This window comes from Sinorhizobium sp. 6-70, from assembly GCF_030124375.1.
In the GTDB taxonomy this organism is placed as follows: Bacteria; Pseudomonadota; Alphaproteobacteria; order Rhizobiales; family Rhizobiaceae; genus Sinorhizobium.
In genome coordinates this window covers 24,393-50,432 of the sequence record NZ_JASKLS010000014.1, presented here as the reverse complement: position 1 = coordinate 50,432, position 26,040 = coordinate 24,393, and the positions used below count along the sequence as shown (strand labels likewise).

The following is a 26,040-nucleotide window of genomic DNA, read 5'->3' as shown; positions in this document are numbered from 1 at the left end:
GGATGCCCGCCAAGAGTCCCGTCATCGTCGATCTGAAATTCATTCCGGAGGAGGTGGAGGCCGCTCTCAATGGCGCTTTTCCCGACCGCGAAGTGATCAATCGCGCGGACCCGGCGCAAAGCGATCGAGATCTCTCCGGCATCGACTACGCCGTGGTCTGGAAATCGGCGCCCGACCTCTTTTCGCGCGCTCCCGACTTGAAGGTGGTGTTTTCCGGCGGCGCCGGCGTCGACCACGTATTGACGCTGCCGGGACTGCCGGACGTGCCGCTGGTGCGCTTCGTCGACCGGACGCTGACCACACGGATGAGCGAATGGGTGGTCATGCAGTGCCTCCTGCATTTGCGCCAGCATCGCGCCTACGAGGCCTTGGCCCGGAAGCGGGAATGGCGAGACCTCATCCAGCCGGAGGCCGCCGACATTACCGTCGGCATCATGGGCATGGGCGTGCTCGGCCAGGACGCGGCCCGCAAGCTCGCCGTCATGGGCTTCAATGTGATCGGCTGGTCGCGCACCAAGCGGACGATCGAGGGCGTGGACACCTATGGCGCCGCCGATCTCGATGCCTTCCTGGCCCGGACTGACTTTCTCGTCGGCCTGCTGCCGCTGACGGCGGAAACCAAAGGCATATTCGACGCCGACCTGTTCGCAAAGCTCAGCCGCAACGGGCCGTTCGGCGCACCCGTGTTCATCAATGCCGGACGCGGCGGCAGCCAGGTGGAGGCGGATATCCTGCATTGCCTCGACTCCGGCGTCCTCGGAGCGGCCTCGCTGGATGTCTTCGAGGAGGAGCCGCTCTCGCCGGACAGCCGCTTCTGGACCATGCCCAACGTCTATGTGACGCCGCATGTCGCCGCCTCCTCGGACGTCAAGGCGCTCTTCGCCCATGTCGAGCAGCAGATAGCCCGCCTCGAGAGCGGCTTGCCGCTCGAGCATGTCGTCGATAGGTTATCCGGCTATTGATAGTAACGGCCAGCGCTTAACGCTGCGGATTGCCCCTCACCCTAACCCTCTCCCCGCACGCGGGGCGAGGGGACTTGCCCCTGCTCGCCACGCCGACAGAGGAAGCCGAGAGGGCGCGGCATCGCCCTTCTTCCCGCATGCGGGGAGAAGGTGCCGGCAGGCGGATGAGGGGCAACCAAGAACACCCGACCATCCCGACCTATGGCCGGCGATAACCGGTCGGCTGATCGTAGAGCCAGCCGATGCGGCGGATCGCGTCTTCCAGCCCCTCGCGTGCGACCGTCATCGTGTGGCCATTAGCGTGAACCAGCGTCTTCTCGTCCTCCATGATCGCGACATGACCCTTCCAGAAGACGAGGTCGCCGCGGACGAGCTCCTCGCGGCCGATAGGGCGGCCAAGCCCACTCGCCTGCATGTCGGAGTCGCGTGGCGCATTGTCCCCCACCATCTGCATCGCAAGCTGCACGAGGCCGGAGCAATCGATGCCGAAGCCGGACCGGCCGCCCCAGAGATAGGGGGTTTCGAGAAAACGCGTAGCGACGCTGACATAGTCGCCGGCGAGTAGCTCGCTGGCCGGGATGCAATGATTGGCGATGACAGCCAATCCGCCATCCAAGAGGAAGTAACGCGTCCCACGGGTTTCGGTTTCGCCGACAACGTGCACGCGGCTCCCCATGGAAAGGGCAAAGACCTGGGGGAAGCGCAGATCGGCACCGCGATAGACGAATGTCCGCGGCACCGCGACGACGTGGGTTGCCGAAGCATTCGAAGAACGCAGCGCTGCCTCGGGCACATAGCCGACATAGCCGTCGAGATCGGCCTTCACCCATGCCCACCCGCCCGCAATGTCCAGCACACGCGCGGTCTCCCCGTAAAGCAATTCAGTGTCGGCCCCGCATTCGAGATCAGGCCTTGCCCGCAGCGGGGCCACGGGAACGGAAACGGTCGCAGGCGTGCCTTCGACATAGCGCTGCGCTTCGACAACGCCGCGCAGGCGTTCCTCGGCAAGATCATCGCGATAGGCATTGAGGCGGCGGTCAGGCAATTGCGACATGGGCGGACTCACAAGGACAGTTTTCGACCCTGATTGATGATCAGATCGCCGAATTTTTCAAGATAAAGTGCACCTTCGACGGTGCGTTTGATGACGACGTTGCGCCGATCTCTCTCGTCGCGCACCCGGTCTACGAGGCCGAGCGCACCCATCGTATCGAGCGCGCGGGTGATGACCGGCTTCGTCACACCGAGCGTCGCGGCAAGGCCTCTGACCGTGTGCGGCGGTGGAACGAGGTAGATCTGCAAGAGGATCGCCATCTGGCGCAGGGTCAGGTCGCGGCGATCCACCCGGACCTGTTCAAGCGTCACCGAATGCCAGAGCCCCAAAGCTTGGGAAGGCGTAAGCTCGACCGGCAATGAAAACTCCTGCGTAACGTATGCCTGTACGGATAACAGGCGATCGTTACGCAAGCGTTTCTTTTGCCGCGTGATTGTGGTGGCCCCTCATCCGCCTGCCGGCACCTTCTCCCCATTTGATGGGCGAAGGGACTCGCGGCAGCGAGACGAGGGGCAGAAACGCGGGAAAGGCTACCCCGCGATGCGACCGATATGATGATAAAGCGCCCGGATCGCCTGTGCTTCGCCACCGACGGGGGAATGCGGGCGTTCGGCCTGTGCCCAGCCGAAAATGTCGAAGTGCACCCAGCTCTTCGCATTGGTGACGAAGCGTTTGAGGAAGAGCGCCGCCGTGATCGCACCGGCCATGCCGCCCGCGGGTGCGTTGGTGAGATCGGCGATCCGCGCGGAAACATCCTTGTCATAGCCCATGTGGAGCGGCATCCGCCACATCGGATCGTCGACGCTGAGGCTCGCCTCTGCAAGATCATGGGCAAGCGCGCCGTCGTCGGTGAAGAACGGCGGCAGATCGGGACCGAGCGCCACGCGCGCAGCGCCGGTCAGCGTCGCCATGTCGATGACGAGGTCGGACTGCTCCTCGTCGGCATAGGCGAGCGCGTCGGCGAGAATCAGTCGGCCCTCGGCGTCGGTGTTGTCGATCTGCACCGTGAGGCCCTTTCGGCTCCGGTAGATGTCGCCCGGGCGGAAGGCGTTCGATGAAATCGAGTTCTCGACCACGGGAACGATGACTCGCAGATCGACCTTCAGCTTGGCATCCATGATCATCAGGGCGAGGCCCATGACGTTTGCGGCACCGCCCATGTCCTTCTTCATGAGCAGCATCGAAGCGGCCGGCTTGATGTCCAGGCCGCCGGTGTCGAAGCAGACGCCCTTGCCGACCAGCGTCACCCGTCTGTGACCCTTCCTGCCCCAACGCATCTCCAGAAGCCGCGGCGCCTCGGCGCTCGCGCGGCCGACCGTGTGGACCAACGGGAAATTCTGCGCCAGCAGCGCCTCTCCCGATATTACCGAGACATCGGCCTTGTAATGGCCGGCAAGCGCCCGGAAGGCCGCTTCCAGCGCCTCCGGCCCCATGTCGTTGGTCGGTGTGTTGATGAGGTCGCGCGCCAGAAACACCCCGGCAAGCTGCCTCTTGATGTCGGTCGCATCCGCGTCGGCGGGGATGAGCAGTGTCGGCGCCTCTACCTTGGAGGACTTGTAGCGCTCGAAACGATAGGAACCGAGGCCGTAGCCGAGCGCCAGCCGGTTGGCGGTCAATGGGGCCGTTTCAATATGCCACTTGCCGGCTGGCAGTGCGCGGGCGAGTTTCCCGGTCAGGAACGGCGCTTCCGATGGATTGGCGCCGAGACCGAACAGCGCGCCGCCGAGATGGCCGTCGGATGACGGAATGAGTAGAACAGCACCGGACTCCGCCTTGAACCCCGCCTTCTTCGCCCAGTCGAGCGCGATCGGATCGATGCTCCCCGTTTCGATGTGCGCCGGCGTCACCGCGAAGATCGGCAGCGTCTTGCCGGTGCTGGTGTTGAACGGCGACGGCCGCTCGATGAACTGATAGGGAGCCATGGAAGTCCTCGACTGACAGAAACGGATTGCGCGATTAACGCTCCGTTAGGGTTAACAGATTATTGCTGGAGTGAAAGTTGCGCCGCTGATGTTTGGGAGTTCCGGTGCGAACGCATGCTGGGGGCACCACTCATGACCGCTGAAGCCACTTGTTCGTCCTTACTCCCTCGTCTCTTTCAGGGTACGGCCGCCGCGCTTATCGCGCTGTCGCTCGCCGGCTGCGCCGGGCAACAGAAGAAGGAACTCACCACCGGCTCGATCCCGACGCTCTCGAAACCCGTGCAATCGATGAACGCAACCGAGTTGTCGCAGGCGGCGGAGAGCATAGGACAGGCCTATGAGCGCAACCCGAAGGATCGCGAGGCGGGTCTCAACTATGCTAACCTCTTGCGCATGACCGGCCGCAACGAACAGGCACTTGCCGTCATGCAGCAGGTGGCGATCAACCACCCTTCGGATCGCGAGGTGCTGGGCGCTTACGGCAAGGCGCAAGCAGCCGCCGGCCAGCTCGAACAGGCCTTGGCGACGATCAGCCGGGCGCAAACGCCGGATCGTCCGGATTGGAAGCTGAAATCCGCGGAGGGCGCCGTTCTCGATCAGCTTGGCCGGTCGTCGGAAGCGCGCCTCAGATACCGCGAGGCCCTGGACCTTCGCCCGAACGAGTCCTCCGTGCTCTCCAATCTCGGCATGTCCTATCTGCTGACGAAGGATCTCAGGACCGCCGAAACCTATCTCAAATCGGCCGCCGGCCAACCCGGCGCCGACAGCAGCGTGCGGCAGAACCTCGCGCTCGCCGTCGGCCTGCAGGGGCGTTTCCAGGAAGCCGAAGCGATCGCTCGCCAGGAATTGACTGCGGAGCAGGCCGAAGCGAACGTCGCTTATCTCAGGTCCATGCTGTCGCAGCAAGGCGCCTGGAAGCAGCTCGCCAAGGCCGACGACGGAAATACCAACTAGGCCAAGGCATTTACCTTTGCCGCGAACGCTCCACCGCCAAGACACAGGACTCGCCCCTCATCCGGCCTGCCGGCCACCTTCTCCCCGCAAGCGGGGCGAAGGAGACTCGCGGCGCGCGCTCAAATCCCCTCTCCCCGCTTGCGGGGAGAGGGTTAGGGTGAGGGGGCCGGCGTGCGCGCTCCGCAGACTCGAACAATTGAGCAGTTTTATTACGCTCTAAAACTTATCCGCCACCTGTATCCCCGCCGGGCCCAAAATGACGGCAACGAGAACCGGCAGGAAGAAAAGGATCATCGGGACGGTGAGCTTCGGCGGCAGTGCCGCCGCCTTTTTTTCCGCCGCATTCATGCGCTGGTCACGGCTTTCCTGTGCCAGCACGCGCAGCGCCTGCGCCACTGGAGTACCGTAGCGATCGGCCTGGATCAGCGCCTGGGTTACCGACTTTACATCCTCGATGCCGGTGCGTAAGCCCAGATTTTCGAGTGCGACGCGCCGATCCGGCAGGAACGAAAGCTCGGCCGTCGTCAGCACCAGCTCCTCGGCGAGCGGCGGCGATTGCGCCGCGATCTCGTCGGCAACGCGACGCATGGCAAGCTCCATGGAGACACCTGATTCGACGCAGATCAGCAGAAGGTCCAGCGCGTCGGGCCAGGCACGGCGGATCGAATGCTGGCGCTTGGAGACGGCGTTGGCGATGAAGATGTTCGGCGCATAGAAACCGAGATAGGCAAAGCCCACGGCGAAGAGCAGCCTGAGCATAAGCGGTTTGTCGGCAAAATTTCCCAGGGCGAAGATGTAAATGACCGCAACGATCAGGAACAGGAAAGGCAGGCAGAAGCGGGCAAAGAGAAAGGTATTGAGCGCGTTCTGCGAACGATAGCCTGCGGTCTTCAGGCGGTTGACGGTGTTGTCATCCACCAGCGCCTGCTTCAGGTTCAGCCGTTCGACGATCTGCCGCACCGAGGTGTTGTTCTGAGCTCTGAGGCTCGCTTTGCCGCTGGCAGCCTCGGCGTTCAGGCGTACGCGCTCGCGGGCGCGAATCTGTTCGCGTTCCGTCGCCACCGATTTCATCCGCTTGGTCAGGTCGCCCTGCTCGAAGAAGGGAACCACAAGCGAATAGAATGTCGCAAGCACCGCCATCGAGACCAGGACGGCGATGATGATGTTCGGATCGGTCAGCGTTTTTACCCAGGCGTCCACCGAATCACCTCAAATGTCGAAATTGATCATGTTTCGCATCATGAAGATGCCGATGCTCATCCAGACGGCGGAGGCACCCATGATGAGGTGGCCGCGCGGGTCGGTGAAGAGGATCATCATGTAGTCGGGCGAGGTCAGATAAACGAGCGTCGCAACGATAAAGGGGAGCGCGCCGATAATGCAGGCGGACGCCTTGGCTTCCATGGACAAGGCATTGACCTTCGCCTTCATCTTCTTGCGCTCGCGCAGGACCTTCGAGAGATTGCCGAGCGCCTCTGAAAGGTTGCCGCCCGCCTGTGCCTGAATACCGATCACAATCGCGAAGAAGTTCACTTCCGGCAGGGGAATGCTCTGCATCATGCGGGCGCAGGCTTCCGGCACGGTGAGGCCTACCTGCTGAGATTCGACGACGCGACGAAATTCCGTCTTGACCGGTTCCTGCCCGTCACTGGCAATCAACCGCAAGGCGTCGTTCAGCGGCAGACCGGACTTGATCGAGCGAACCATGACATCGAGCGCGTTCGGAAATTCGTCCAGGAATTTCTTGCAGCGCCGTTTGATCATGAAGCCGACGATCCAGCGCGGCAAGCCGGCAGCCGCGATCAGCGCGACGCCAACGGCAATCAGCAATTTGCCGCTGGCAACGAATGTCAGCAGAAGGGCAAACAGGCCAAAGAGAGCGCTGAACAAATAAAACTGCGTCACCGACATCGAGAGGTTGGCCTGCGCCAACCGCATCTTCATCGACGGAGCGGCCTTCGCCGACTTTTCCTGCTGCTTCTTTTCGAGCTCCTTCAGCGAATCCTGGACGGATTTGCGCCGTTTCGACATCTCGTTGACGCGATCGCGCGCCGCCTTGATCTTGGTCCGATCCGTCTCGGCGGCACTGACCCGGCGGAAGCGGCCCTCGGCCTTCTTCTCGTGCTCGATGCGCGAGAACAGCACACCGTAGGCGAGCGCCGCCGCCGCAACCGCGACGAAGCCAGCCAATGCCAGAACGGTGATGTCTATGCCGAACATCGTCGAACCTGTTTCCTTACGTCAGCGGGCGTGGTCGCGGAGCCATTCTTCGCTCTCTCCCGCTAGTTCTTTTCCATTGCGTCGAGCGTCGCGGCGAGCCGCTTGTCCTCGTTGAAATAACGCGCGCGGTCCCAGAAATGCGGCCGGCCGATGCCGGTCGAAACGTGGCGGCCGATAATCCGGCCATTGGCGTCCTCGCCGTCGATTTCGTAGCGCATCAGGTCCTGCGTGATGACTACATCGCCTTCCATGCCGACCACTTCGGTGATGTGGGTGATCCGGCGGGATCCGTCGCGCAGGCGCGAAGCCTGGATGATGACGTCGATCGAGCCCGCGATGATTTCCCGAACCGTCTTGGCCGGCAGCGTATAGCCGCCCATGGCAATCATCGATTCCATGCGGCTCAGGCATTCCCGCGGCGTGTTGGCGTGGATCGTGCCCATCGAACCGTCGTGACCGGTGTTCATCGCCTGCAAGAGGTCGAAGACCTCCGGGCCGCGCACTTCGCCGACGATAATGCGCTCGGGGCGCATGCGCAGGCAGTTCTTGATGAGGTCACGCATGGTGATCTCGCCCTCGCCCTCGATGTTCGGCGGACGGGTTTCGAGGCGCACCACATGCGGCTGCTGCAGCTGCAGTTCGGCCGAATCCTCGCAGGTGATGACCCTTTCGTCGGTATCGATATAGCGCGTGAGACAATTGAGCAGCGTCGTCTTGCCCGAGCCGGTGCCGCCGGAAATGACGATGTTGCAGCGGACGCGGCCGATAATCTGCAGGAGAACGGCACCCTCCGGCGTAATCGATCCGAACCGCACCAATTGTTCCAGCGTCAGCTTGTCTTTCTTGAACTTGCGGATCGTGAGCGCCGTGCCATCGATCGCCAGGGGCGGGGCGATGACGTTGACGCGGGATCCATCGGGCAGGCGCGCGTCGCAGATCGGACTCGATTCGTCGACGCGCCGGCCTACCTGGCTGACGATACGCTGGCAGATCGACAGCAATTGCGCGTTGTCGCGGAAGCGGACTTCCGATTCCTGCACCTTGCCGCCGACTTCGATAAAGGTCTGTCCGGCGCCGTTGACCATGATGTCGGCGATATCGTCGCGCGCAAGCAGCGGCTCCAGCGGGCCATATCCGAGTACGTCGTTGCAGATGTCATCGAGCAGTTCCTCCTGCTCGGCGATCGACATCGCGAAGTTCTTGATGGTGATGATATCGTTGACGATATCGCGAATTTCTTCGCGCGCGCTTTCGGTATCGAGCTTTGAGAGCTGCGAGAGATCGATCGTGTCGATCAGCGCAGAAAAGACCTGCGATTTGGTGTCGTAATAGTCCTCGTCCCTGGCCGCGCGCCGACGCGCCGGCGGAGCCGCCGGTTGCGGGCGGACGGGGGCAACAACGGGCTCGGCGATAACGGGCGCTGACGGTCGCTCCGCAGCGATCGGCTGTGCGGCCGGCATGGGCGGCGGAACCACAGGGCTCGTCACGCCAGCCTTGCCAAAACCTTCATTTCCGCGTTTGCCAAACATCACTTCAATCCGGTTGCTTCATTGCCTACCGCCCGCGGAGCCGGGCAAGCACCTTGCCGAGTCCCCCCTTGCGCGCCTTCTTGATCGTCGCGCGTCCAGTCAGCAGATGCGCCACCTGCGAGAAGGTCTCGGCAACCGGAGACTTCTTGTCGATTTCCGCGATCATGCGTCCACTGTTGGAAGCGTTGCCGAAGAGAACCGCATCGAAGGGAATAATGGCGGCGGCTTCGAGCTCGAGCGACTCGCAGAATTCGTTCGGCGCGATTTCCGGCCGCTTCGGCATACCCACCTGGTTCAAGACGAGATGCGGCGCCTTGTCGTTCGGACGAATTTTCTTCAGCGCGTCGAAGAGGTTCTTGGTGTTTCTGAGGCTGGCGAGATCCGGAACGGCCGTGACGACCACTTCGTCGGCCTCGGACAGAACCGAGCGTGTCCAATCGGACCAGACATGCGGCACGTCAAGGACCGAGACGGGCGCGCTGCGTTGCAGAATTTCGAGGATCGGATGGAAGGCGCCCGCCTCGAAGTCGTAAGCGCGATCGAGCATCGAAGGTGCGGCGAGCAACGACAAATGCTCGGAACATTTCGTCAGAAGACGGTCGAGAAAGACCTCGTCGAGCCTATCGGGCGCAAAGACCGCTTCCGAAATACCCTGCGGCGGGTCCTGGTCGAAATCGATATTCGCCGTTCCATAAGGCAGGTCGAGATCCGCGAGAATGGTCTCTGTCGAAAACAGATTGGAAATGCCCCAGGCGCAATTGTGCGCGATGATCGATGAGCCGCAGCCGCCCTTCGCGCCGATGAACGCAAGGCTGCGACCCAAGGGCTCCGCCTCGGGATCGACGAAGATCGCCGAAACAGCTGTCAGGACATCTGCCATCGACACCGGGGCAACCATGTATTCCGAAATGCCGTGGCGGATCAGATCGCGGTAGAGCGCTATGTCGTTGTGGCGGCCGATGATGATCACCTTGGTGCTCGGGTCGCAGACTTCCGCCAGGGGCGCGAGTTCGGCGAGCAGCGAGCGCGGTTCGGTGCCGGTTTCCAGGATGATCAGGTTAGGGGTCGATACGCTGGCGAACATGTTGGCGGCGGCGGCGATGCTGCCGCCGGTGATCCGAAGACTGACCTTCGCCATGCGACGATCCTGACCGCAGCGCTCCATAAGCCGCTGCACGGTGTCGCTCTCGCAGAACGCATGGATCGAAATGCGCGGCAGCGGTCTCAACTGGTCGAGGTCGCCCGGGCGCGCTGCGTCGGCGGGAAAGTCCGCTGCTCCGCCGCTGTCGATGCTGTATTCAATGGCGCTCATCGCTGTTCCCCGGGTCATCAATTGAAGATGATTGTCGTGCCGCCGGTGTCCGTGTCCGTGCCGCGCCAGGAGTTGATCACTTCGCCACGCTGCTGGGCATCGATCGGCGACATCTGGCGCGGGCCGATGAGATCCGTCGGATTGGAGATCTGGGCGGCGAGATTGGACTGGGTGGCGCAACCGAAGTTGTAGTAGTTGCGGTTTTGGAGGGTATTGAGCGTTAGATCCTCCGGCCACTCGCCGCAGGGTGCGGTCTGCGCGGCAATCGCGACATAGCTCAAGCGAATGGGCGCCGCGTCGCCGGTTGCACCGGCTTCGTAGCCGGTTTCGATCACCCTCTTCGCCGGCACACCAACCGACGCCAACTGGCGGCGTATGTCCTTGCGGACGAGGTGGGCGGCATGGCTGTTGACCGATCCGCGCGGCAGCATGATCTGGATGACGCCGGTGGAGGCGTTGCGGTATTCCGCTGCAAATCCGCGGATGACCTCGCGTGTGCCCTGGGAGAGCCGCGTGTCTCCAGAGGCGACCGGAATATCGATCGTCCGCTCCGCCTCGGCAAGGACGATCGGATGCCGTGTGCGATAGTCGTCCGGGATCGCGCCGGTCGCCAGCTTGTCTTTGCTTCCGCAACCTGCAAGCAGACCGGCAACGATTGCCAGGGCAAGAATGCGGCGTGCGGGAAGACGGCTTCTGTCGAGGGACATCCGGGTCTGCCTTTCAGGACTGTTCTGCGCTGTGCTGCGGTTTTCCATGACCCGACCTATTTGTAGATGAAGCCGACATTGCCGTGGTAGCGACCGACAGGTGCCGGCGCCTCGGGACGTCCATAGATCCGGTTGACGCGACCAAGGAAGAAGCTTTCGAGGTCGTTGGCCGGGTTGAAGTTGTCGTCGGGACGCGAAAGCGCTGCGCGAGCGACTGGACGCACCAGATAGGGTGTCGCGATGATCACGAGTTCCGTTTCGTTGCGTACGAAGTCCTTGCTGCGGAACAGGGTGCCGAGGATCGGAATCTTCGCCGCGCCCGGCAGGCCCGACATCGCCTGACGGATATTGTCCTGCACCAGACCGGCGATGACGATCGAGCCGCCCGACGGAAGTTCGACGCTGGTCGAAGCCTCGCGCCGGCGGATGCCCAGAAATGTTTGCCCTGGAATACTGGTCGTACCATTACCGGTAACGACCGAACCCTCATAGGTCGGCTCGGACACGTCCGTTTCGATCGCCAGACTTATGCGGCCGGGACCGAGAACGACGGGCTTGAAGTTCAGTCGAATGCCGTATTCGACGTCGTTCACTTCTCGCTTGACCACCGGTTTAGTCTCTCCGGTAACCTCGTCCTCTTCCTCTTCGACACCCTGCACTCCGGCAAGCCTGAATTCGCCACCGACATAGAACTTGGCCTCCTGGCCGGAAATCGCCGTCAGACTTGGTTCGGCCAGCGTTCGCATGACGCCCGCCTGTTCCATTGCGTTGATGTAGCTCGCAATAGTCGTGGGGCCGATCGATCTCTTGATGAGCGCATTCGCCCCCACGCCAATCGCATCGCCGAGATTGGCAGGGTTGCGGAAGCCAATGCCGCTTTCGCCGTCCCCGACGCTGCCGTTGAAGCCGAGCTGCTTCAACACTTGCCTGCTGACCTCGGCAACCGTGACCTTCAGCGTCACTTGGTCGTCCCCCTCGATTGTCAGCAGATTGACGATCTGCGAGCTCTGGCGGTCTTCAGCGAAAATATCCGCGTCGCCGTTATTGCCCTGCGCGGTGATGTTGCGTGTCGTTGCCTCGCCGCCTTTCAGGAAGGCACGCGCAAGATCAACTGCCTTGGTGGAGTCTAGCGGAGTGCGGACGGTGCCGGTCAGGACGACGTTGTCGGAGATGATTTCGACATTGATATCCGCATCGGGAATGAAGCGCCTCAGGTTCGCTTCGAGACCTGCTACATCGCGCTCGACTGCAACCTCAAGACTGACGATTTCCTCGCCATTCGGCCCGAAGACGAAAATATTCGTCTGGCCGACGGCCTTGCCGAACAAATAGATGCGCCGGGAGGTGCGGGTGACCGCATCGGCAAGTGATGGATCGGCGACCAGAATGTCGTGGGCATCCGCCGGGAGATCGACGACGACGGCCTTGTTGAGACCGAGATTGATCGTTTTCTTTGCGCCCGGGCCACTCTCCGCGATTCTGACGACCGACGATGCGGCCGCCTCAGCCGCGGGCGTCACCGGCAGTGCCATGCCCGAAAAGGCCAGGCAGAACGACAGGCCAGCTGCGACCGACGTTCGAAATATGTTTCCGTTCCGCTTCACCTTGCGCCCCATCCGATCGTCATTTCTCGTTCTGGACTGCGGCAGCATCGTTCTTGACGATGGAGCCCGACTTGATGACTTGAATGCTCGGTTGACCGTCACCGCTCAGGAGATAGTCGGCAGCGTTTGTATCGGCCTCCTGCGCATCGGCGACACTGCGAAGCGCCAACGAAATGCGCTCGGCCATCTGCTGCGCTACCGTCATGACCTTGGATTGATCGGGCGTCAGCTCGAGCGTCGCGGTCGTACCGACGACCGATTTCGAACCGTCGTCCTTCTCTTCGACCTGCTGATCGATCGCCAACACCCGGACGTTACTCAACACGGTTTCGGTCAGGTAGACGTCGCCGTCGGACTTGCGCACCATGATGACGTCGACGCGGTCGTTCGGCAGGATGAAGCCGCCCGCCCCCGTGGCGACGGTAATTTCCGTTGCAACGGCCCGCTTTCCGGCTGGCAACAGCGACGACATGATGCGGCTCGAAGAGTCGGCGATTTTTTCCTGGCGGACCGGCTCGCCGGTGAAGATCGGCAGGCGCACGACGGCGCCCGAGAGGTCGTCGACCGCGCCCGGCCGATTTTCCTCGGTAATCAGTCCTTCGACGATGCCGTCTTTCGGCCAGGCCATCCAATGGATCGAATCGGCTCCGAGCCGCGAACCGACTGGCAGGCTCTTGCTGGCGACCAGCACGTTGACCGTCGGCGCCTGCTCGATAACCGGTTCGGCTGTTCGCGGCGCCGGACCGCGGGTGAGCTTCGTGGCGAGCAGCCCGGCCGCGGCGGCCGAAACCACGGCCACTGCCAGAATGATGATGCGCACCGGTTTCATGATCGTCCCCAAGCCCCAAGAAATGCCCTCGGCCAGATTGATCAGGAATTGGTGTAATTATGGTTAACGAGCTGGATACGGACGTGGTTAACGAATGCTTGCGCGAATCAATATCGCGAGCGGCAGACGAGCTCTTATGAAAGCCGCGCGAACACGGCCTGCATCAGCGGTGACGAGGGGTAAGCGGCAAAACCACCAAGCGCAATAGCTATGCCGTACGGGATCTTCTTGGCGGTCAAAAGCAGGCGCGGCACCGGGATGCCGGCGGCGAGGATGGTGTTCTCTTGCTTGCGCAGGAACAGAACAGCGAGCGTCAACACACCGCCAAAAATGGAAACGTAAACAAGGAACGTTGCAAGCGAGGTGGTGAGGCCGAACCAGATGGCGCTCGCCGTCAACAGCTTGGTGTCGCCTCCGCCCATGATGTTGAGCGCAAAAAGACAGAAGCAGACGGCGAAGACCGCTCCAGCCGCAGCCGCGTGCAGCGCAATCTGGCCAAAACCGAGCCCAGCTAGCGGCGCGACCACAACAAAGGCGCCCAGCAGGATCGCCGAGGCGCGATTGGGTATGGTCATCGTAATCAAATCGGAAAACGCGGCGAACGCCAGGCACAATGGAAAGACCACGAAGATAGCTGCGTCAATCATTCGAGTTCTCGGCGTTCGTCGGCAAAAACACAAGGGCGCGCAAAAAAGGTGGGGCCGCCTTCGTCGAAGGCGGCCCATGCAGGGGATGTGTAGTTACGGGGCCTTGGGGTCAACATCGAGATAGGTGCTGAGGTCCTGGAACTGGCTATCCAGGGCGCTACCCAGCGCTCCAGCACCTGTGATCAGGGCGACGGAAATCAGCGCTGCGATCAGGCCGTATTCGATTGCCGTTGCACCGGACTCGTCCTTCAGCAGGCGTGCGAAAATCGTCTTCATGGTGATTCTCCTACTTCACGTGTTTGTTGTTCAGCACTCCGCCAACTGTTTGCCGTTGATCGGATGACAGGACGCTACAGGGAGCGAATTGCCATCGGCTTAAGGAAACCGGTTACCGTGAAGTTAAGCGGCGATCCTGCTTTCTTGGGTAAATGCTCAAGAAAGAGACCCTGTAAATTGCCGCGCATCTACGTAACGGTTCATTCACCAAAAGAGGTGAAGATGTGCCAGACATCTCATCAGGAAGCACCATGGACACGCTCTTCCCGCACAAGTGGATCGCCACGCTCGCATTCGGCGCTGCGCTCGTCGCCGTGTTCGCGCCGGTCGCCACGCACGCTCAGGAACAGATGATGCGCGTATACATGGATCACGCGCGCGTGCTGAAGCTCGACCGACCGGTGAGCAAGGTGATCATCGGCAATTCGGAAGTCGCTGACGCGACGGTTGCAGACTCGAAGACGATCGTGCTGACGGGGCGCAACTTCGGCACGACCAATCTCGTGATACTCGACCAGGACGGGAACGCCATTGTCGACGAACGCATCCTGGTATCGATCGACGAAGGCAATACCGTGCGTGTCTACAAGCAGACTTCGCGGACGGTCCTTTCCTGCACGCCAAACTGCGAGCGGCACGCCGAGCGTCAAGGATCAGCTGCAAGCACAAACTGACCGCAAGAATTCAAGATCGCTAAAATTCTTCCGATCGTCGCAAACGAAATTTCAACAATCCCGCTTTAATTTTCGCCGATCGGACGTTGCATGACGGAACGGCGCAATGACGACTGAGCGAAATACATCATCTTTGCGGCGCTCCGCGCCGCGCAGCCTGCTTCGCCGCCTTCTTGGTGACAGGAGGGGCGCGACGGCGATTGAGTTCGCGCTTCTGTTTCTCCCCTTCTCCGTGATTGTCTTCGCGTCGATCGAAACCTTCGTCGCCTTTGCCGGCGAGCAACTGCTTGCCAACGCGACGGACACCCTGGCGCGAAAAATTCGCACCGGCGAAATCACGTTCAACCAGGGCAAACCGACCGATATGACCAAGGCGCAATTCCGCCAGGCCTTCTGCGATGAGATTGCCATCATGATGACGTGCTCGGCGACGGAGGCGGCGCAGCCGGCAAAGCTCCACTTGGATGTCCGTAACATCCCCGACCTGAGCAATTTTCCGGATGCGGTGCCAAGAACAGGCTCCGATCTCGACACCAGCGGCTTTGAGTTTGCCCCCGGAGGCCCTCGCGACTTCACCATGGTGCGTGCTTACTACCGCTGGGAAGTAATGACCGACCTCGTCCGCCCGCTCGTTACCAAGTTGCGGCCCGCCGGCGACAGCATGCCGCGCGATTATCTGATGGTCGCAACAGCAACGTTCCTCAACGAAGACTATTGAGGCCGTCATGGGACGCTTTCCTGAATTCTCACTTGCTCAACGCGCTCTGAACCCGCTCCGCCGCCTGATAATCGACCGGCGCGGTGTCGGCGCCGTGGAATTCGCCATCGTCACGCCACTCCTTATTGCCGCCTATATCGGGGCATTCGAGCTTTCGTTGGGCTTCACGGTTGCACGCAAGACTGCCCGCGCGTCGAGCGCGGTGAGCGACATCGTCTCCTCCCAAGCACAAGGCGTCGACAAGGCTTTCTTGGACGACATGAAGAACGTTGCGAAGAATATCCTCGTGCCCTACGACAGTTCCAATTATGACTTGAAAATTACCGGCATCGAGGTCACCGGCACGACGCAAGGCAAGGTCGTCTGGTCTCGCGGCTGGTCAGATGAAAGCGAGAGCGCAACGGTGCCTTACGCAGTCAATTCGGTCACGACCGTTCCTGCAGATCTGGACGCCGTGAATGCATTCGTCGTCCGCACAGAACTGGTCGTCAATCACCAGCTCACGCTTTTCGGGTCGGACGCCGGGGGAACCATCCCGCTTACGAAGACGTCCTATTATCGGCAACGCTTCGGCGACACGATCAAATGCACGGACTGCTGACCACCCCCTGACGCCGTCAATTGCAATGCGCGCTCCGCCGCGCTATTCCTCCCGGATTGCGCGGGTCACTCCCGCGCGAGCAAGCAGCACCGGATCGCGGTTCTTCATGACGCGCTCCGGATAACCGGGTGTCTCATGGCGCGTGCATTCCTTTTCGTACTCGATTCCTTCGGCATCGGCGGCGCGCCGGATGCCGAGGCCTTCGGCGACCTTGGAGCTGACACGCTCGGGCATATCGCCGAGTTCTGCGCCGCCGGCGCTGGTGATCGCGCGGGCCTGCGCGAGGGGCCGCTGCAACTGCCGAATATGTCCGCGCTCGGGCTGATGCACGCAGCGAAGCTCGCAACCGGGCGCCTGCCCGCCGGCATGTCGCTGCCGGAGCGGGTCTACGGTGTCTATGGTGCCGCCAGCGAAACCTCGCGCGGCAAGGACACGCCATCCGGCCATTGGGAAATCGCCGGCACGCCGGTGATGTTCGACTGGGGCTATTTCCCCGCGGAAGGAGACGCCTTTCCCGCCGAGCTCGTCGAGGCGATCTGCCGCGAGGGTGATGTCCCCGGCATCCTCGGCAACTGCCATGCCTCCGGCACCGAAATCATCGCCCGGTTCGGCGAGGAGCATAGGCGGAGCGGAAAGCCGATCTGCTATACCTCGTCGGATTCCGTCTTCCAGATCGCCGCGCATGAGCAGAGCTTCGGGCTCGATCGGTTGCTGGAGCTATGCCAGGTGGTCCGCCGCCTCGTCGACGATTACAATATCGGTCGCGTCATCGCCCGCCCGTTCGTCGGCGACAATGCGAACAATTTCACGCGCACCGGCAATCGCCGCGACTATTCCGTGCTGCCGCCGGAGCCGACGGTTCTCGACCGGCTGAAAGAGGCCGGACGCAAGGTGCATGCGGTCGGCAAGATCGGCGATATCTTCGCGCATCAGGGCGTGACGAAGCTGACCAAGGCCAATGGCAACATGGCGCTTTTCGACGCCAGCCTCGCGGCGATCGAGGAGGCCGAAGACGGCGATCTCGTCTTTACCAACTTCGTCGATTTCGACATGCTCTACGGTCATCGCCGCGACGTGCCGGGCTATGCGGCGGCGCTCGAAGCCTTCGATGCGCGCCTGCCGGATCTCGACCGCCGCCTCAAACCCGGCGACATCGTCATCCTGACCGCCGATCATGGCTGCGACCCGACCTGGCGGGGAACCGACCACACCCGCGAACGCGTGCCGGTGTTGATGTTCGGTCCTTCGTTGCGCAGCCGCTCCTTCGGCGTGGCAAACACGTTCGCGCATATCGGCGAGACCGTCGCCAGGCATCTTGGCATCGCACCAGGCCCGCACGGGAGAAGCCTCATTTGACCCTTCATCTGAAGAAAGCCGAACTGCATTGCCACATCGAGGGCGCGACTCCGCCGGAACTCGCCCTGAGGCAAGCCAGGAAATACGGGATCGACACCAGCACGATCATCCGCGACAAGGCCTATGTCTGGGACGATTTCACCAGTTTCGTCAGGTGCTACGATGCCGTCGCGTCGCTGTTTCGGACTGAAGGCGACTACGCGCTTCTCGCCGAGGCCTATCTGACCGAACTCGCCGAAGCGGGCACGATCTACAGCGAGATCATCGTTTCGCCGGACCATGGCAACACGGTCGGCCTAGGTGCCGACGCCTACATCGAAGGCCTTGCCGCCGGCATGGACGCGGCGAAGGCAAGGACCGGCATCGAATCGCGCATGTTGATCACCGGCATTCGCCACCTGGGGCCGGAAGCGGTGATCAGGACTGCGGAATATGCGGCCAGGCTGCGGCATCCTCTCGTCACCGGCTTCAACCTGGCGGGCGAGGAAAGAATGCACAGCGTCGCCGAGTTTGCGCGCGCCTTCGATATCGTCCGCAACGCGGACCTCGGGCTGACGATTCACGCGGGCGAACTTTCCGGCGCTTTCAGCGTGCGCGACGCATTGGATCACGTGCGGCCAGCTCGGATCAGCCACGGCGTGCGGGCAATCGAGGACGCAGACCTTGTGAAGCGGCTGGCGGACGAAGGCGTCGTTCTTGAAGTCTGCCCCGGCTCCAACATTTCGCTCAAGGTCTTCCCGGACTTTGCATCGCATCCTCTCAAGAGGCTGTACGCGGCCGGTGTGCGTGTCACGCTCAACTCCGACGATCCGCCGTTCTTCCACACCTCGCTGGCGCAGGAATACGACATCGCAGCGACGGTCATGGGCTTCGAGGACAGCGAGATAAACGGAATGACGAGAACGGCGATCGAGGCCGCCTTCGTCGACGAGGCGACGAGGCAAAGGCTGTTGGCTTCCTTGCACGCATAGACGACAGCGCTGCGCGCCCCGCCAGACGCGCAAGGGACGAGGGGCCAAGTCTGGCGATCGCCCCTGATCCCGGCCCTCTCCCCGCCTGCGGGGGAGAAGGTGCCGGCTTGAGGGGCCAATCCGCAAGCAAGTACGCCAGCACCCTTGCGGCCTTCCCTCATTCCATGGAAAAGAGGGCGGATATTCTAATTTTTTGCGGAAGGTGAGCCATGGACGGCGTAACAGTGATCGATCATCCGCTTGTGCAACACAAGCTGACCATCATGCGCAAGAAGGAAACGTCGACGGCAGGCTTTCGCCGGCTGCTCAGGGAAATCTCGACGCTGCTCTGCTACGAGGTAACGCGCGACCTCGAACTCACCATGGAGCGCATCGAGACGCCGCTGATGGAGATCGACGCACCCATTCTCGAAGGCAAAAAGCTTGTCTTCGCCTCGATCCTGCGCGCCGGCAACGGCCTGCTCGAAGGCATGCTCGAACTCGTGCCTTCGGCGCGCGTCTCGCATATCGGGGTCTATCGCGACCACGAGACGCTGCAGCCGGTCGAATATTATTTCAAGGCGCCGGAAAGCCTGGCGGAGCGCCTCGTCATCGTCGTCGACCCGATGCTCGCCACCGGCAACTCCTCGATCGCGGCAATCGACAAGCTGAAGGAGCGCGGCGCGAAGAACATCCGCTTCCTCTGCCTGCTCGCGGCGCCGGAAGGTATCCGCAACTTTCAGTCTGCCCATCCGGACGTGGCGATCTTCACGGCCGCGATCGACAGCCACCTCAATGAAAAGGGCTATATCATGCCCGGCTTGGGCGATGCGGGCGACCGCATGTACGGCACGAAATAGTTTTCCGTTTTTTAACCACACCATAAGACATGCGTGCGGCCGCCGGTTTTCCCGGCGGCTTTTTTGCGTCCCGTTAGCCATCGTCTGCTCAGATGGGCGGAGCGCGTGCAGTCGCTTGTGACACCGACCGCACAATCAACCGCCGGAGACCCGAGGAATGATTACGCGTCTGCTTGCCCTTGCCGGCGGCCTCGCCCTTGTTGCATTGGTCGTTCCTGACCTCACGTCCACATATCTCGATCGACGAGACCAAGCGACGGCCCAAGACGCCCAGCGCGCCGCACCCGTTACCGCCGCCAAATATGCGAGCGGCAAAAGCATTGTTCTTGAAGCCGATCCCACCGGCCATTTCTTCGGCACGTTTCGCATCAACGGGCGCGCCGAAAGGGGGCTTGTCGACACCGGGGCCAGCACGATTGCCATCAACACTTCGGCCGCTCGCCGCTTCGGCATTTCCGTCGGCAGCCTCGCTTTCGTTGCGCGGGCGCAGACTGCCAATGGCATTGTCGAGGCCGCCTATGTCCGCCTGGATCGCGTCGAGATCGACAGCATCACCCTCAAGAATGTCGATGCCATGGTCCTTCCCGACAAGGCGCTTTCCGGTATGCTCGTCGGCATGAGTTTCCTGAGCCGGCTATCGTCCTATCGCGTCGAGAATGGAGCGCTGCATCTCATCAGGTGATGCGGGCGACAATGATCGGGCGCGGATCCGGCCTTTGCTCCGCCATTGTGTAGAGCGCCGCAACCCGGTTGCGTATATCTTCGGCCGTCTCCCGATCAGCCGCATGAATGAATGCGATCGGCTCGCCTTTCCCCACCTTCGTCCCGAGCGGACGCAGACCCGCAAGCCCGACGCTGTGATCGATCCTGTCGTCCGGACGAGACCGTCCGCCGCCGAGCGCAATGACGGCCATGCCCAGTTCCCGCGTCTCGCAGGCCGCAAGATAGCCGTCCCGGCTTGCCTCCACGGCCACCATAACCGGCGCCTTTTTCAGATGGGCCTGCGGCCGATCGACAAAGTCCGCCGGCCCTCCGAGCAGATGGACCATGCGGCCGAAACGCTCGATTGCGGCACCGCTTGCAAGCGCGTGGCGCGCCATCGCTGTCCCCTCGTCCGGATCCGGCGCCAGACCGGCGGCGACGAGCATTTCGGCCGCAAACGCCATGACGACGGCATCAAGGCGCGCGCCTTTCTTCTCACCGCGCAGATAAGCAACGCAGTTGTCGACTTCGAGCGCATTTCCGGCCGCATCCGCGAGCGGCTCGTTCATGTCGGTGATCAACGCGGATGTGCGTACGCCGGCACCGTTCGCGACATCGACGAGAGAGCGCGCGAGGATCTCTGTCTCGTCCGGATCGGTCAGGAACGAGCCGTTGCCGAATTTCACGTCGAGCACGAGCGACTGGAGCCCCGCGGCAAGCTTCTTCGAGAGGATGGAGGCAGTGATCAGCGGCACCGAATCGACCGTCGCCGTCACGTCGCGGATGGCATAGAGGCGCTTGTCCGCCGGCGCGAGATTCGTCGTCTGGCCGATGATCGCGCAACCGACCTCGTCGACCACCTTTCGAAACAGCGCCGCGGAGGGCTGGATGTTGTAACCCGGAATCGATTCGAGCTTGTCCAGCGTACCGCCGGTGTGACCGAGGCCTCTACCGGATATCATCGGCACTGCGGCACCGCAGGCGGCAACGATCGGTGCCAACATCAGCGAGACGTTGTCGCCGACACCGCCGGTCGAATGCTTGTCGACGATCGGCCGGCCGAGAGCACTCCAGTCGAGTGTGTCGCCGGAATCGCGCATGGCGAGCGTCAGGGCCACGCATTCGTCCCCGCTCATGCCGGAAAACCACACGGCCATGGCAAAGGCGGCAACCTGGCCCTCCGAGATGGAGCCATCGGCAATGCCTTTGACGAAGCCGGCGATCTCGGCCGCTTCAAGCCGGTCGCCGTTCCTTTTCTGTCGGATCACTTCCTGTGGGAGCATGGTCAGGCCGTCTTTCAGGCTTCGCTCGCAATCATCTCTTTGAGGATCGCGGCCAGCCGCTTGCCGCCGACCGGCGCCATATCCTTCGTCTCGTGGTGGCTGAGTTCCGCGCCGGTCATGCCCGCGCCGAAATTGGTGATGACGGACGCAGCGGCAACCCGCAATCCGAAAAAGCGCGCCAGGATGACTTCGGGAACGGTGGACATGCCCACGGCGTCCGCCCCGAGAATGCGTGCCATCCTGATTTCGGCCGGCGTCTCGAAACTCGGACCGGAGAACCACATGTAGACACCGCTCTGGAGCGGAATGCCAAGCCGGGTCGCCGCCTTTTGCATCCGTCCGGCAAGCTCCGCGTCATAGGCGTTCGTCATGCCGACGAAGCGATCATCGCTGTCGACGCCGATCAGCGGGTTGAAACCGGAAAAGCCGATATGATCGGCGATGCGCATCACCGAGCCCGGCGGCATATCCTCCCGCAGCGACCCTGCCGAGTTGGTCAGGATGAGATTTTCGACGCCGAGCCGCTTCAGCGCCTCGATCGGCACGCGCATCGCATTGGCGTCGCCGCGCTCATAATAATGCGACCGGCCGGAGAGCATCGCGACGAGAACACCGCCAAGTTTGCCCGCCACCAACTCGCCGGAATGGCCGGAGACGCTGCTCAACGGAAAGCCGGGGATCTCTGCATAGGAGACGCGGACCGGTTCCTCCACGGCCTCGACCAGCGAGCCGAGCCCGGAGCCAAGCACAATCCCGTAACGCGGCGCAAACCCGCCGAGCTTCGTCTTCAGGAATTCCGCCGCGTCGTTCATCCGAGGATCTCTGTTTCAAAACTGTGCGGAAGGAGATCCGAGAGTGCCAGCGTTTTCTTCACACCCGTCTCGTCGCAGAGATAGATACGCGTGCTTGCGCCGGAGAATTCCGCCAACCGCTGCCGGCAACCGCCGCAGGGCGGACAGAGGGCAAGCTTCTCGGCGACGACGGCAACCTCCATGATCTTGCGCTGACCGGCCATGACCATATGGCTGATCGCCGTCGTCTCCGCGCACCAGCCCTCCGGGAACGAAAGGTTTTCGATATTCGCACCGGTGTAGATCTTGCCGTCCTCCGCGCGGATGGCAGCACCCACCGGAAACTTGGAATAGGGCGCATGCGCCTTTGACATGGCTTCACGCGCCGCAACGAACAGATCATTCTCCATCTTAGCGCTCCTTTACGTAAGGTACGCCGCCCGCCTTGGGCGGTATTGCCTTGCCGATAAAGCCGGCAAGCAGAATGACCGTCAGAATGTAAGGCAGCGCCTGCATCAACTGCACCGGAACCTGGCCGACGAGCGGCAGCGGCGTGCCCTGCAAACGAATGGCAAGAGCATCGAGGAAACCGAAGAGCAGGCAGGCGAACATGACGTTCTTGGGCCGCCACTTGGCGAAGATGAGGGCGGCGAGCGCGATATAGCCCTTGCCCGCCGTCATCCCCTTGACGAAACCGGCGGTCATCGCCAGCGACAGGTAGGCGCCGGCGAAACCGCAGAGAATGCCGCAGCAGATGACCGCGCGGTAGCGCAGCCAGATCACCGATATGCCGGCCGTATCGACCGCTCCCGGATTCTCGCCGACAGCGCGCAGCCGGAGGCCGAACCGGGTGCGATAGAGGATCCACCAGCTTATCGGCACCATGGCGAAGGCAAGGTAAGTGAGCAGGAAATGTCCGGAAAGCAGGTCCGCATAGATCGGCCCGAGGATCGGCACCTCGCGGATCGCGTCCGCCCCGGGGAAGTTGACGATCTGGAACCTTGCGCCTTCGGCAAGCGCGGGCGTGCGGCCGCCCTGGCGGAACCAGGCCTCGCCGAGGATGACGGTAGAACCGGCGACGATGAAGTTGATCGCGACCCCCGAGACGATCTGGTTGCCGCGCTGGGTGATCGAGGCGTAGCCGTGGACGAGCGACAGGAGCACCGAGATGAGGATCGCGGCGATGAGGCCGACCCAGACCGATTGGGTCACGGCGGCAGCGGCGCCGGCTGCGAAGGCTGCACCAAGCATCTTGCCTTCGAGACCGATATCGAACACGCCGGCCCGCTCGGTGAAGAGCCCGGCGAGCGCCGCAAAGACCAGCGGCACGGAGACCCGGATCGTCGATTCGAGGAGCACGACGAGGACGTGGAAGAAATCCATGACTTCAGGCTCCCTTGGTCTGCACGACAGCGGCCGCGCGCTGGCCCCGCGTCGCGAAGGCACGTGTAATCGCGGGGCGGAACATGTTTTCGAGCGCACCGGCAAAGAGGATGACGAGGCCCTGGATGATGACGATCATGTCGCGTGAGATCGACGGCATTTCGAAGGCGATTTCTGCTCCGCCCTGATAGAGCACGCCGAAGAGGATGGCGGCCGGAATGATGCCGCCCGGATGGGAGCGGCCCATCAGCGCGACGGCGATACCGACGAAGCCTGCGCCCTGGACGAAGTCGAGCTGCATGCGGAACTGTTCACCCATGATCGGGTTCAGCGCCATCATGCCGGCAAGCCCGCCCGAGATCATCATGGCGATGACGGTGATGCGGCTTTCACGGATGCCGGCATAACGCGCCGCGGACGGGCTGTGGCCCATGGTCCGCATCTCGTAGCCGAGCTTCGTGCGCCAGATCAGCACCCAGACGGCAAAAGCTGCGGCCAGCGCCAGCAGGAACGAAATGTTGAACGGCGCCGTACCGATGTTCAGTCCGAAGATCGACAGCAGCCAGTCGAGTTTCGGCAGTTGCCCGCCCTCGGCGAAGGTACGCGTCTGCGGCGCCATCGATCCGAGCGGCTTCAGCACGCGCGTCAACAGGTAGACCATCAGGCTTGAGGCGATGAAATTGAACATGATGGTGGTGATGACGATATGGCTGCCGCGCTTTGCCTGCAGCCAGCCGGGGAGGAACGCCCAGAGCGCGCCGAAGAAGGCAGAACCGATGATCGCGATCGGGAAGACCACGTACCAGGGCATGGTCTGATCCAGCCAGAGGCAGGCGAGCGCCACGCCGATGCCACCGACATAGGCCTGCCCTTCGCCGCCGATATTAAATAGCCCGCAATGGAACGCCACGGCGACCGCAAGACCGGTAAAGATGAAGGTCGTCGCATAGTAGAGCGTGAAGCCGATATATTCGCCGCGACCGAAGGCGCCGTTGATCAGGTGGTAGGCGGCCTCGAACGGGTTTTCACCGACAAGCAGCACGACCAGTCCGGCGACGATGAAGGCGACGGCAAGATTGACCAGCGGGACCAGACCGTACTCGACCCAGCCCGGAAGCTTTGCATAGGGGGTGCTCATTCTGCAGCCTCCTTGCGGCCTTCGACGCCGGCCATCAGGAGGCCGAGTTCGCCCTCGGTCGCATCGGGGCTGCGCTCGCCGACGACACGCCCGGCAAACATCACGAGAATGCGGTCGGAAAGCGCGCGGATCTCATCGAGTTCGACGGAGACGAGCAGGACGGCCTTGCCCTGGTCGCGCATCTCGATGATCCGCTTGTGGATGAATTCGATGGCGCCGACGTCGACGCCGCGGGTCGGCTGGCCGATGATCAGCACGTCCGGCCCGCGCTCCATTTCGCGCGCAAGCACGATCTTCTGCTGATTGCCGCCGGAAAAATTGGCGGTCTTCAGCCGCGCGTTCGGCGGACGGATGTCATATTTGGCGATCTTCTCCTCGGCATCCTTGCGGATCGCGTCGATATTCAGGAAGACGCCGTTCAGGTAGCGCGGGTCGTTGTGGTAGCCGAGGATGGCGTTCTCGCTCTCCTCGAACTTCAAGACGAGTCCCACATGATGGCGATCCTCCGGCACATGCGCCAACCCTCGCGCCCTGAGCGCGGCAGGATCCCTATGGCCCGTCACATCGACGGACTGGCCGTTGAGCAGCACGGTTCCGGAGGTCCCCTTGCGGATGCCGGCGATGGCTTCGAGCAGTTCCGACTGGCCATTGCCGGCAACACCGGCAATGCCGACGATCTCGCCGGCCCGCACCTCGAGGGAGACGTCGTCGACCATGGTGACGCCGCGGCTGTCCTTGACCGTCAGGCCCTGAACCGAAAGCTTCACGTCGCCGGGCGTGCCCTCGCCCTTCTCGACGCGCAGCAGCACGCGACGGCCCACCATGAGTTCCGCGAGTTCTTCGACCGATGTCTCACCTGTCGTACGGGTTGCGACCATTTCGCCGCGACGCATCACCGAGACCTCGTCGGTGATCGCCATGATCTCGCGGAGCTTGTGCGTGATCAGGATGATCGTCTTTCCCTGGGCCTTGAGCTGCCCGAGGATGCGGAAGAGATGATCGGCCTCGGCCGGCGTCAACACGCCGGTCGGCTCGTCAAGGATCAGGATATCGGCCTTGCGGTAGAGCGCCTTCAGGATCTCCACGCGCTGTTGGAGACCAACCGGAAGTTCCTCGATCAGCGCATCCGGATTGACCTCGAGCGCATATTCCTTCTCCAGCCGCTTCAGCTCTTGCCGCGCCTTGGCGATGCCCTTGTTGAGGATCTGGCTGTCTTCGGCACCAAGCATGACGTTTTCGAGCACGGTGAAGTTCTCGACCAGCATGAAATGCTGGTGCACCATGCCGATGCCGGCCGAGATCGCGGCATTCGGGTCGCGAATCGTGATCGGCCGCCCATCCACGACGATCTCGCCGCTATCGGCCTGATAGAAGCCATAGAGGATCGACATCAAGGTCGACTTGCCGGCGCCGTTCTCTCCGATAATGCCGTGGATCGTGCCTTTGCGAACCTTGAGATTGATATTCTTATTGGCGTGGACGGGGCCGAAACTCTTGTCGATCCCACGCAATTCGATGGCAATATTATCCATATTGGCCCTGCGATCCCCAATCTTGCCCTGCTTCGG

27 protein-coding genes are annotated in these 26,040 nt (G+C 62.3%); 9 read left to right on the top strand and 18 right to left on the bottom strand.

The window, feature by feature from the left end; genetic code table 11:
• Window positions 1-2: 2 nt before the first annotated feature.
• A complete protein-coding gene (locus QN222_RS23480) occupies window positions 3-962 on the top strand; it encodes a glyoxylate/hydroxypyruvate reductase A (RefSeq protein ID WP_283960995.1) in 960 nt (319 codons plus the stop codon).
• 199 nt (window positions 963-1,161) lie between these two features.
• Here QN222_RS23480 and QN222_RS23475 read toward each other — a convergent pair whose 3' ends face one another.
• The 3 genes from QN222_RS23475 to QN222_RS23465 all read right to left on the bottom strand — a co-directional run bounded on the left by QN222_RS23475 (window position 1,162) and on the right by QN222_RS23465 (window position 3,938).
• A complete protein-coding gene (locus QN222_RS23475; protein WP_283960994.1) occupies window positions 1,162-2,016 on the bottom strand; it encodes an NlpC/P60 family protein in 855 nt (284 codons plus the stop codon).
• Between the two features lie 8 nt (window positions 2,017-2,024).
• Window positions 2,025-2,375: a MarR family winged helix-turn-helix transcriptional regulator gene (locus QN222_RS23470; RefSeq protein ID WP_283960993.1), complete on the bottom strand. Its 351-nt coding sequence runs from the start codon at window positions 2,373-2,375 to the stop codon at window positions 2,025-2,027.
• A gap of 171 nt (window positions 2,376-2,546) precedes the next feature.
• Window positions 2,547-3,938, bottom strand: a complete 1,392-nt coding sequence (locus QN222_RS23465; protein WP_283960992.1) for a M17 family metallopeptidase — start codon at window positions 3,936-3,938, stop codon at window positions 2,547-2,549.
• A 132-nt stretch (window positions 3,939-4,070) separates the two neighbouring features.
• On the opposite strand from QN222_RS23465, the gene QN222_RS23460 reads away from it, so the two are divergent.
• The gene (locus tag QN222_RS23460; protein WP_283960991.1) at window positions 4,071-4,892 is read left to right on the top strand and encodes a tetratricopeptide repeat protein; all 822 of its coding nucleotides are present in this window, start codon (window positions 4,071-4,073) and stop codon (window positions 4,890-4,892) included.
• Window positions 4,893-5,108: 216 nt separating this feature from the next.
• Here the strand turns inward: QN222_RS23460 and QN222_RS23455 are convergent, their stop codons facing one another.
• The 9 genes from QN222_RS23455 to QN222_RS23415 all read right to left on the bottom strand — a co-directional run bounded on the left by QN222_RS23455 (window position 5,109) and on the right by QN222_RS23415 (window position 14,016).
• Complete coding sequence (locus tag QN222_RS23455) at window positions 5,109-6,092, bottom strand: type II secretion system F family protein (RefSeq protein ID WP_283960990.1); 984 nt, start codon at window positions 6,090-6,092, stop codon at window positions 5,109-5,111.
• 9 nt (window positions 6,093-6,101) lie between these two features.
• Entirely contained in the window at window positions 6,102-7,112 is a 1,011-nt protein-coding gene (locus QN222_RS23450; RefSeq protein ID WP_283960989.1) for a type II secretion system F family protein, read from the bottom strand.
• Between the two features lie 62 nt (window positions 7,113-7,174).
• Window positions 7,175-8,641 carry a CpaF family protein gene (locus QN222_RS23445; RefSeq protein ID WP_283960988.1) on the bottom strand — a complete coding sequence of 489 codons (1,467 nt, stop codon included), beginning with the start codon at window positions 8,639-8,641 and terminating at the stop codon, window positions 7,175-7,177.
• Between the two features lie 25 nt (window positions 8,642-8,666).
• Complete coding sequence (locus QN222_RS23440; RefSeq protein ID WP_283960987.1) at window positions 8,667-9,953, bottom strand: CpaE family protein; 1,287 nt, start codon at window positions 9,951-9,953, stop codon at window positions 8,667-8,669.
• Between the two features lie 17 nt (window positions 9,954-9,970).
• Window positions 9,971-10,660, bottom strand: a complete 690-nt coding sequence (locus QN222_RS23435) for a CpaD family pilus assembly protein (protein WP_283960986.1) — start codon at window positions 10,658-10,660, stop codon at window positions 9,971-9,973.
• 56 nt (window positions 10,661-10,716) lie between these two features.
• Window positions 10,717-12,276 carry a type II and III secretion system protein family protein gene (locus QN222_RS23430; protein ID WP_283960985.1) on the bottom strand — a complete coding sequence of 520 codons (1,560 nt, stop codon included), beginning with the start codon at window positions 12,274-12,276 and terminating at the stop codon, window positions 10,717-10,719.
• A 7-nt stretch (window positions 12,277-12,283) separates the two neighbouring features.
• Window positions 12,284-13,093, bottom strand: coding sequence for a Flp pilus assembly protein CpaB (cpaB, locus tag QN222_RS23425; protein WP_283960984.1), 810 nt, complete (start codon window positions 13,091-13,093; stop codon window positions 12,284-12,286).
• A 134-nt stretch (window positions 13,094-13,227) separates the two neighbouring features.
• Entirely contained in the window at window positions 13,228-13,740 is a 513-nt protein-coding gene (locus QN222_RS23420) for a prepilin peptidase (RefSeq protein WP_283960983.1), read from the bottom strand.
• A 93-nt stretch (window positions 13,741-13,833) separates the two neighbouring features.
• A complete protein-coding gene (locus QN222_RS23415) occupies window positions 13,834-14,016 on the bottom strand; it encodes a Flp family type IVb pilin (protein WP_283960982.1) in 183 nt (60 codons plus the stop codon).
• Window positions 14,017-14,267: 251 nt separating this feature from the next.
• Between QN222_RS23415 and QN222_RS23410 the strand changes: the two genes are divergently transcribed.
• The 7 genes from QN222_RS23410 (at window position 14,268) to QN222_RS23380 (ending at window position 19,857) form a co-directional block, all read left to right on the top strand.
• Entirely contained in the window at window positions 14,268-14,690 is a 423-nt protein-coding gene (locus tag QN222_RS23410) for a pilus assembly protein N-terminal domain-containing protein (RefSeq protein ID WP_283960981.1), read from the top strand.
• A gap of 106 nt (window positions 14,691-14,796) precedes the next feature.
• Complete coding sequence (locus tag QN222_RS23405) at window positions 14,797-15,408, top strand: pilus assembly protein (RefSeq protein WP_283960980.1); 612 nt, start codon at window positions 14,797-14,799, stop codon at window positions 15,406-15,408.
• 7 nt (window positions 15,409-15,415) lie between these two features.
• Window positions 15,416-16,009 carry a pilus assembly protein gene (locus QN222_RS23400; RefSeq protein ID WP_283960979.1) on the top strand — a complete coding sequence of 198 codons (594 nt, stop codon included), beginning with the start codon at window positions 15,416-15,418 and terminating at the stop codon, window positions 16,007-16,009.
• Window positions 16,010-16,144: 135 nt separating this feature from the next.
• Window positions 16,145-17,365, top strand: a complete 1,221-nt coding sequence (locus tag QN222_RS23395) for a phosphopentomutase (protein ID WP_283960978.1) — start codon at window positions 16,145-16,147, stop codon at window positions 17,363-17,365.
• A complete protein-coding gene (locus tag QN222_RS23390; RefSeq protein WP_283960977.1) occupies window positions 17,362-18,336 on the top strand; it encodes an adenosine deaminase in 975 nt (324 codons plus the stop codon). The genes QN222_RS23395 and QN222_RS23390 overlap by 4 nt, the downstream gene beginning before the upstream one ends.
• 209 nt (window positions 18,337-18,545) lie before the next feature.
• Window positions 18,546-19,175, top strand: a complete 630-nt coding sequence (gene upp / locus QN222_RS23385; protein ID WP_283960976.1) for a uracil phosphoribosyltransferase — start codon at window positions 18,546-18,548, stop codon at window positions 19,173-19,175.
• Window positions 19,176-19,332: 157 nt separating this feature from the next.
• Entirely contained in the window at window positions 19,333-19,857 is a 525-nt protein-coding gene (locus QN222_RS23380; RefSeq protein WP_283960975.1) for a TIGR02281 family clan AA aspartic protease, read from the top strand.
• Here the strand turns inward: QN222_RS23380 and deoA are convergent.
• Genes deoA through QN222_RS23350 form a run of 6 tightly spaced genes read right to left on the bottom strand, consistent with a single transcriptional unit; the run spans window position 19,850 to window position 26,004 of the window.
• On the bottom strand, window positions 19,850-21,166 hold the full coding sequence (gene deoA, locus QN222_RS23375; protein WP_283961041.1) for a thymidine phosphorylase: 1,317 nt from the start codon (window positions 21,164-21,166) through the stop codon (window positions 19,850-19,852). The two genes, QN222_RS23380 and deoA, sit on opposite strands and share 8 nt — an antisense overlap.
• 8 nt (window positions 21,167-21,174) lie before the next feature.
• Window positions 21,175-21,972, bottom strand: coding sequence for a purine-nucleoside phosphorylase (locus QN222_RS23370; protein ID WP_283960974.1), 798 nt, complete (start codon window positions 21,970-21,972; stop codon window positions 21,175-21,177).
• Window positions 21,969-22,361: a cytidine deaminase gene (locus QN222_RS23365; protein ID WP_180939687.1), complete on the bottom strand. Its 393-nt coding sequence runs from the start codon at window positions 22,359-22,361 to the stop codon at window positions 21,969-21,971. The genes QN222_RS23370 and QN222_RS23365 overlap by 4 nt, the downstream gene beginning before the upstream one ends.
• Window position 22,362: 1 nt before the next feature.
• On the bottom strand, window positions 22,363-23,334 hold the full coding sequence (locus QN222_RS23360; protein WP_284005609.1) for an ABC transporter permease: 972 nt from the start codon (window positions 23,332-23,334) through the stop codon (window positions 22,363-22,365).
• 4 nt (window positions 23,335-23,338) lie between these two features.
• Window positions 23,339-24,472, bottom strand: coding sequence for an ABC transporter permease (locus QN222_RS23355; RefSeq protein ID WP_283960972.1), 1,134 nt, complete (start codon window positions 24,470-24,472; stop codon window positions 23,339-23,341).
• The gene (locus QN222_RS23350) at window positions 24,469-26,004 is read right to left on the bottom strand and encodes an ABC transporter ATP-binding protein (protein WP_283960971.1); all 1,536 of its coding nucleotides are present in this window, start codon (window positions 26,002-26,004) and stop codon (window positions 24,469-24,471) included. Before QN222_RS23350 ends, QN222_RS23355 begins: the two co-directional genes overlap by 4 nt.
• Window positions 26,005-26,040 lie beyond the last annotated feature (36 nt).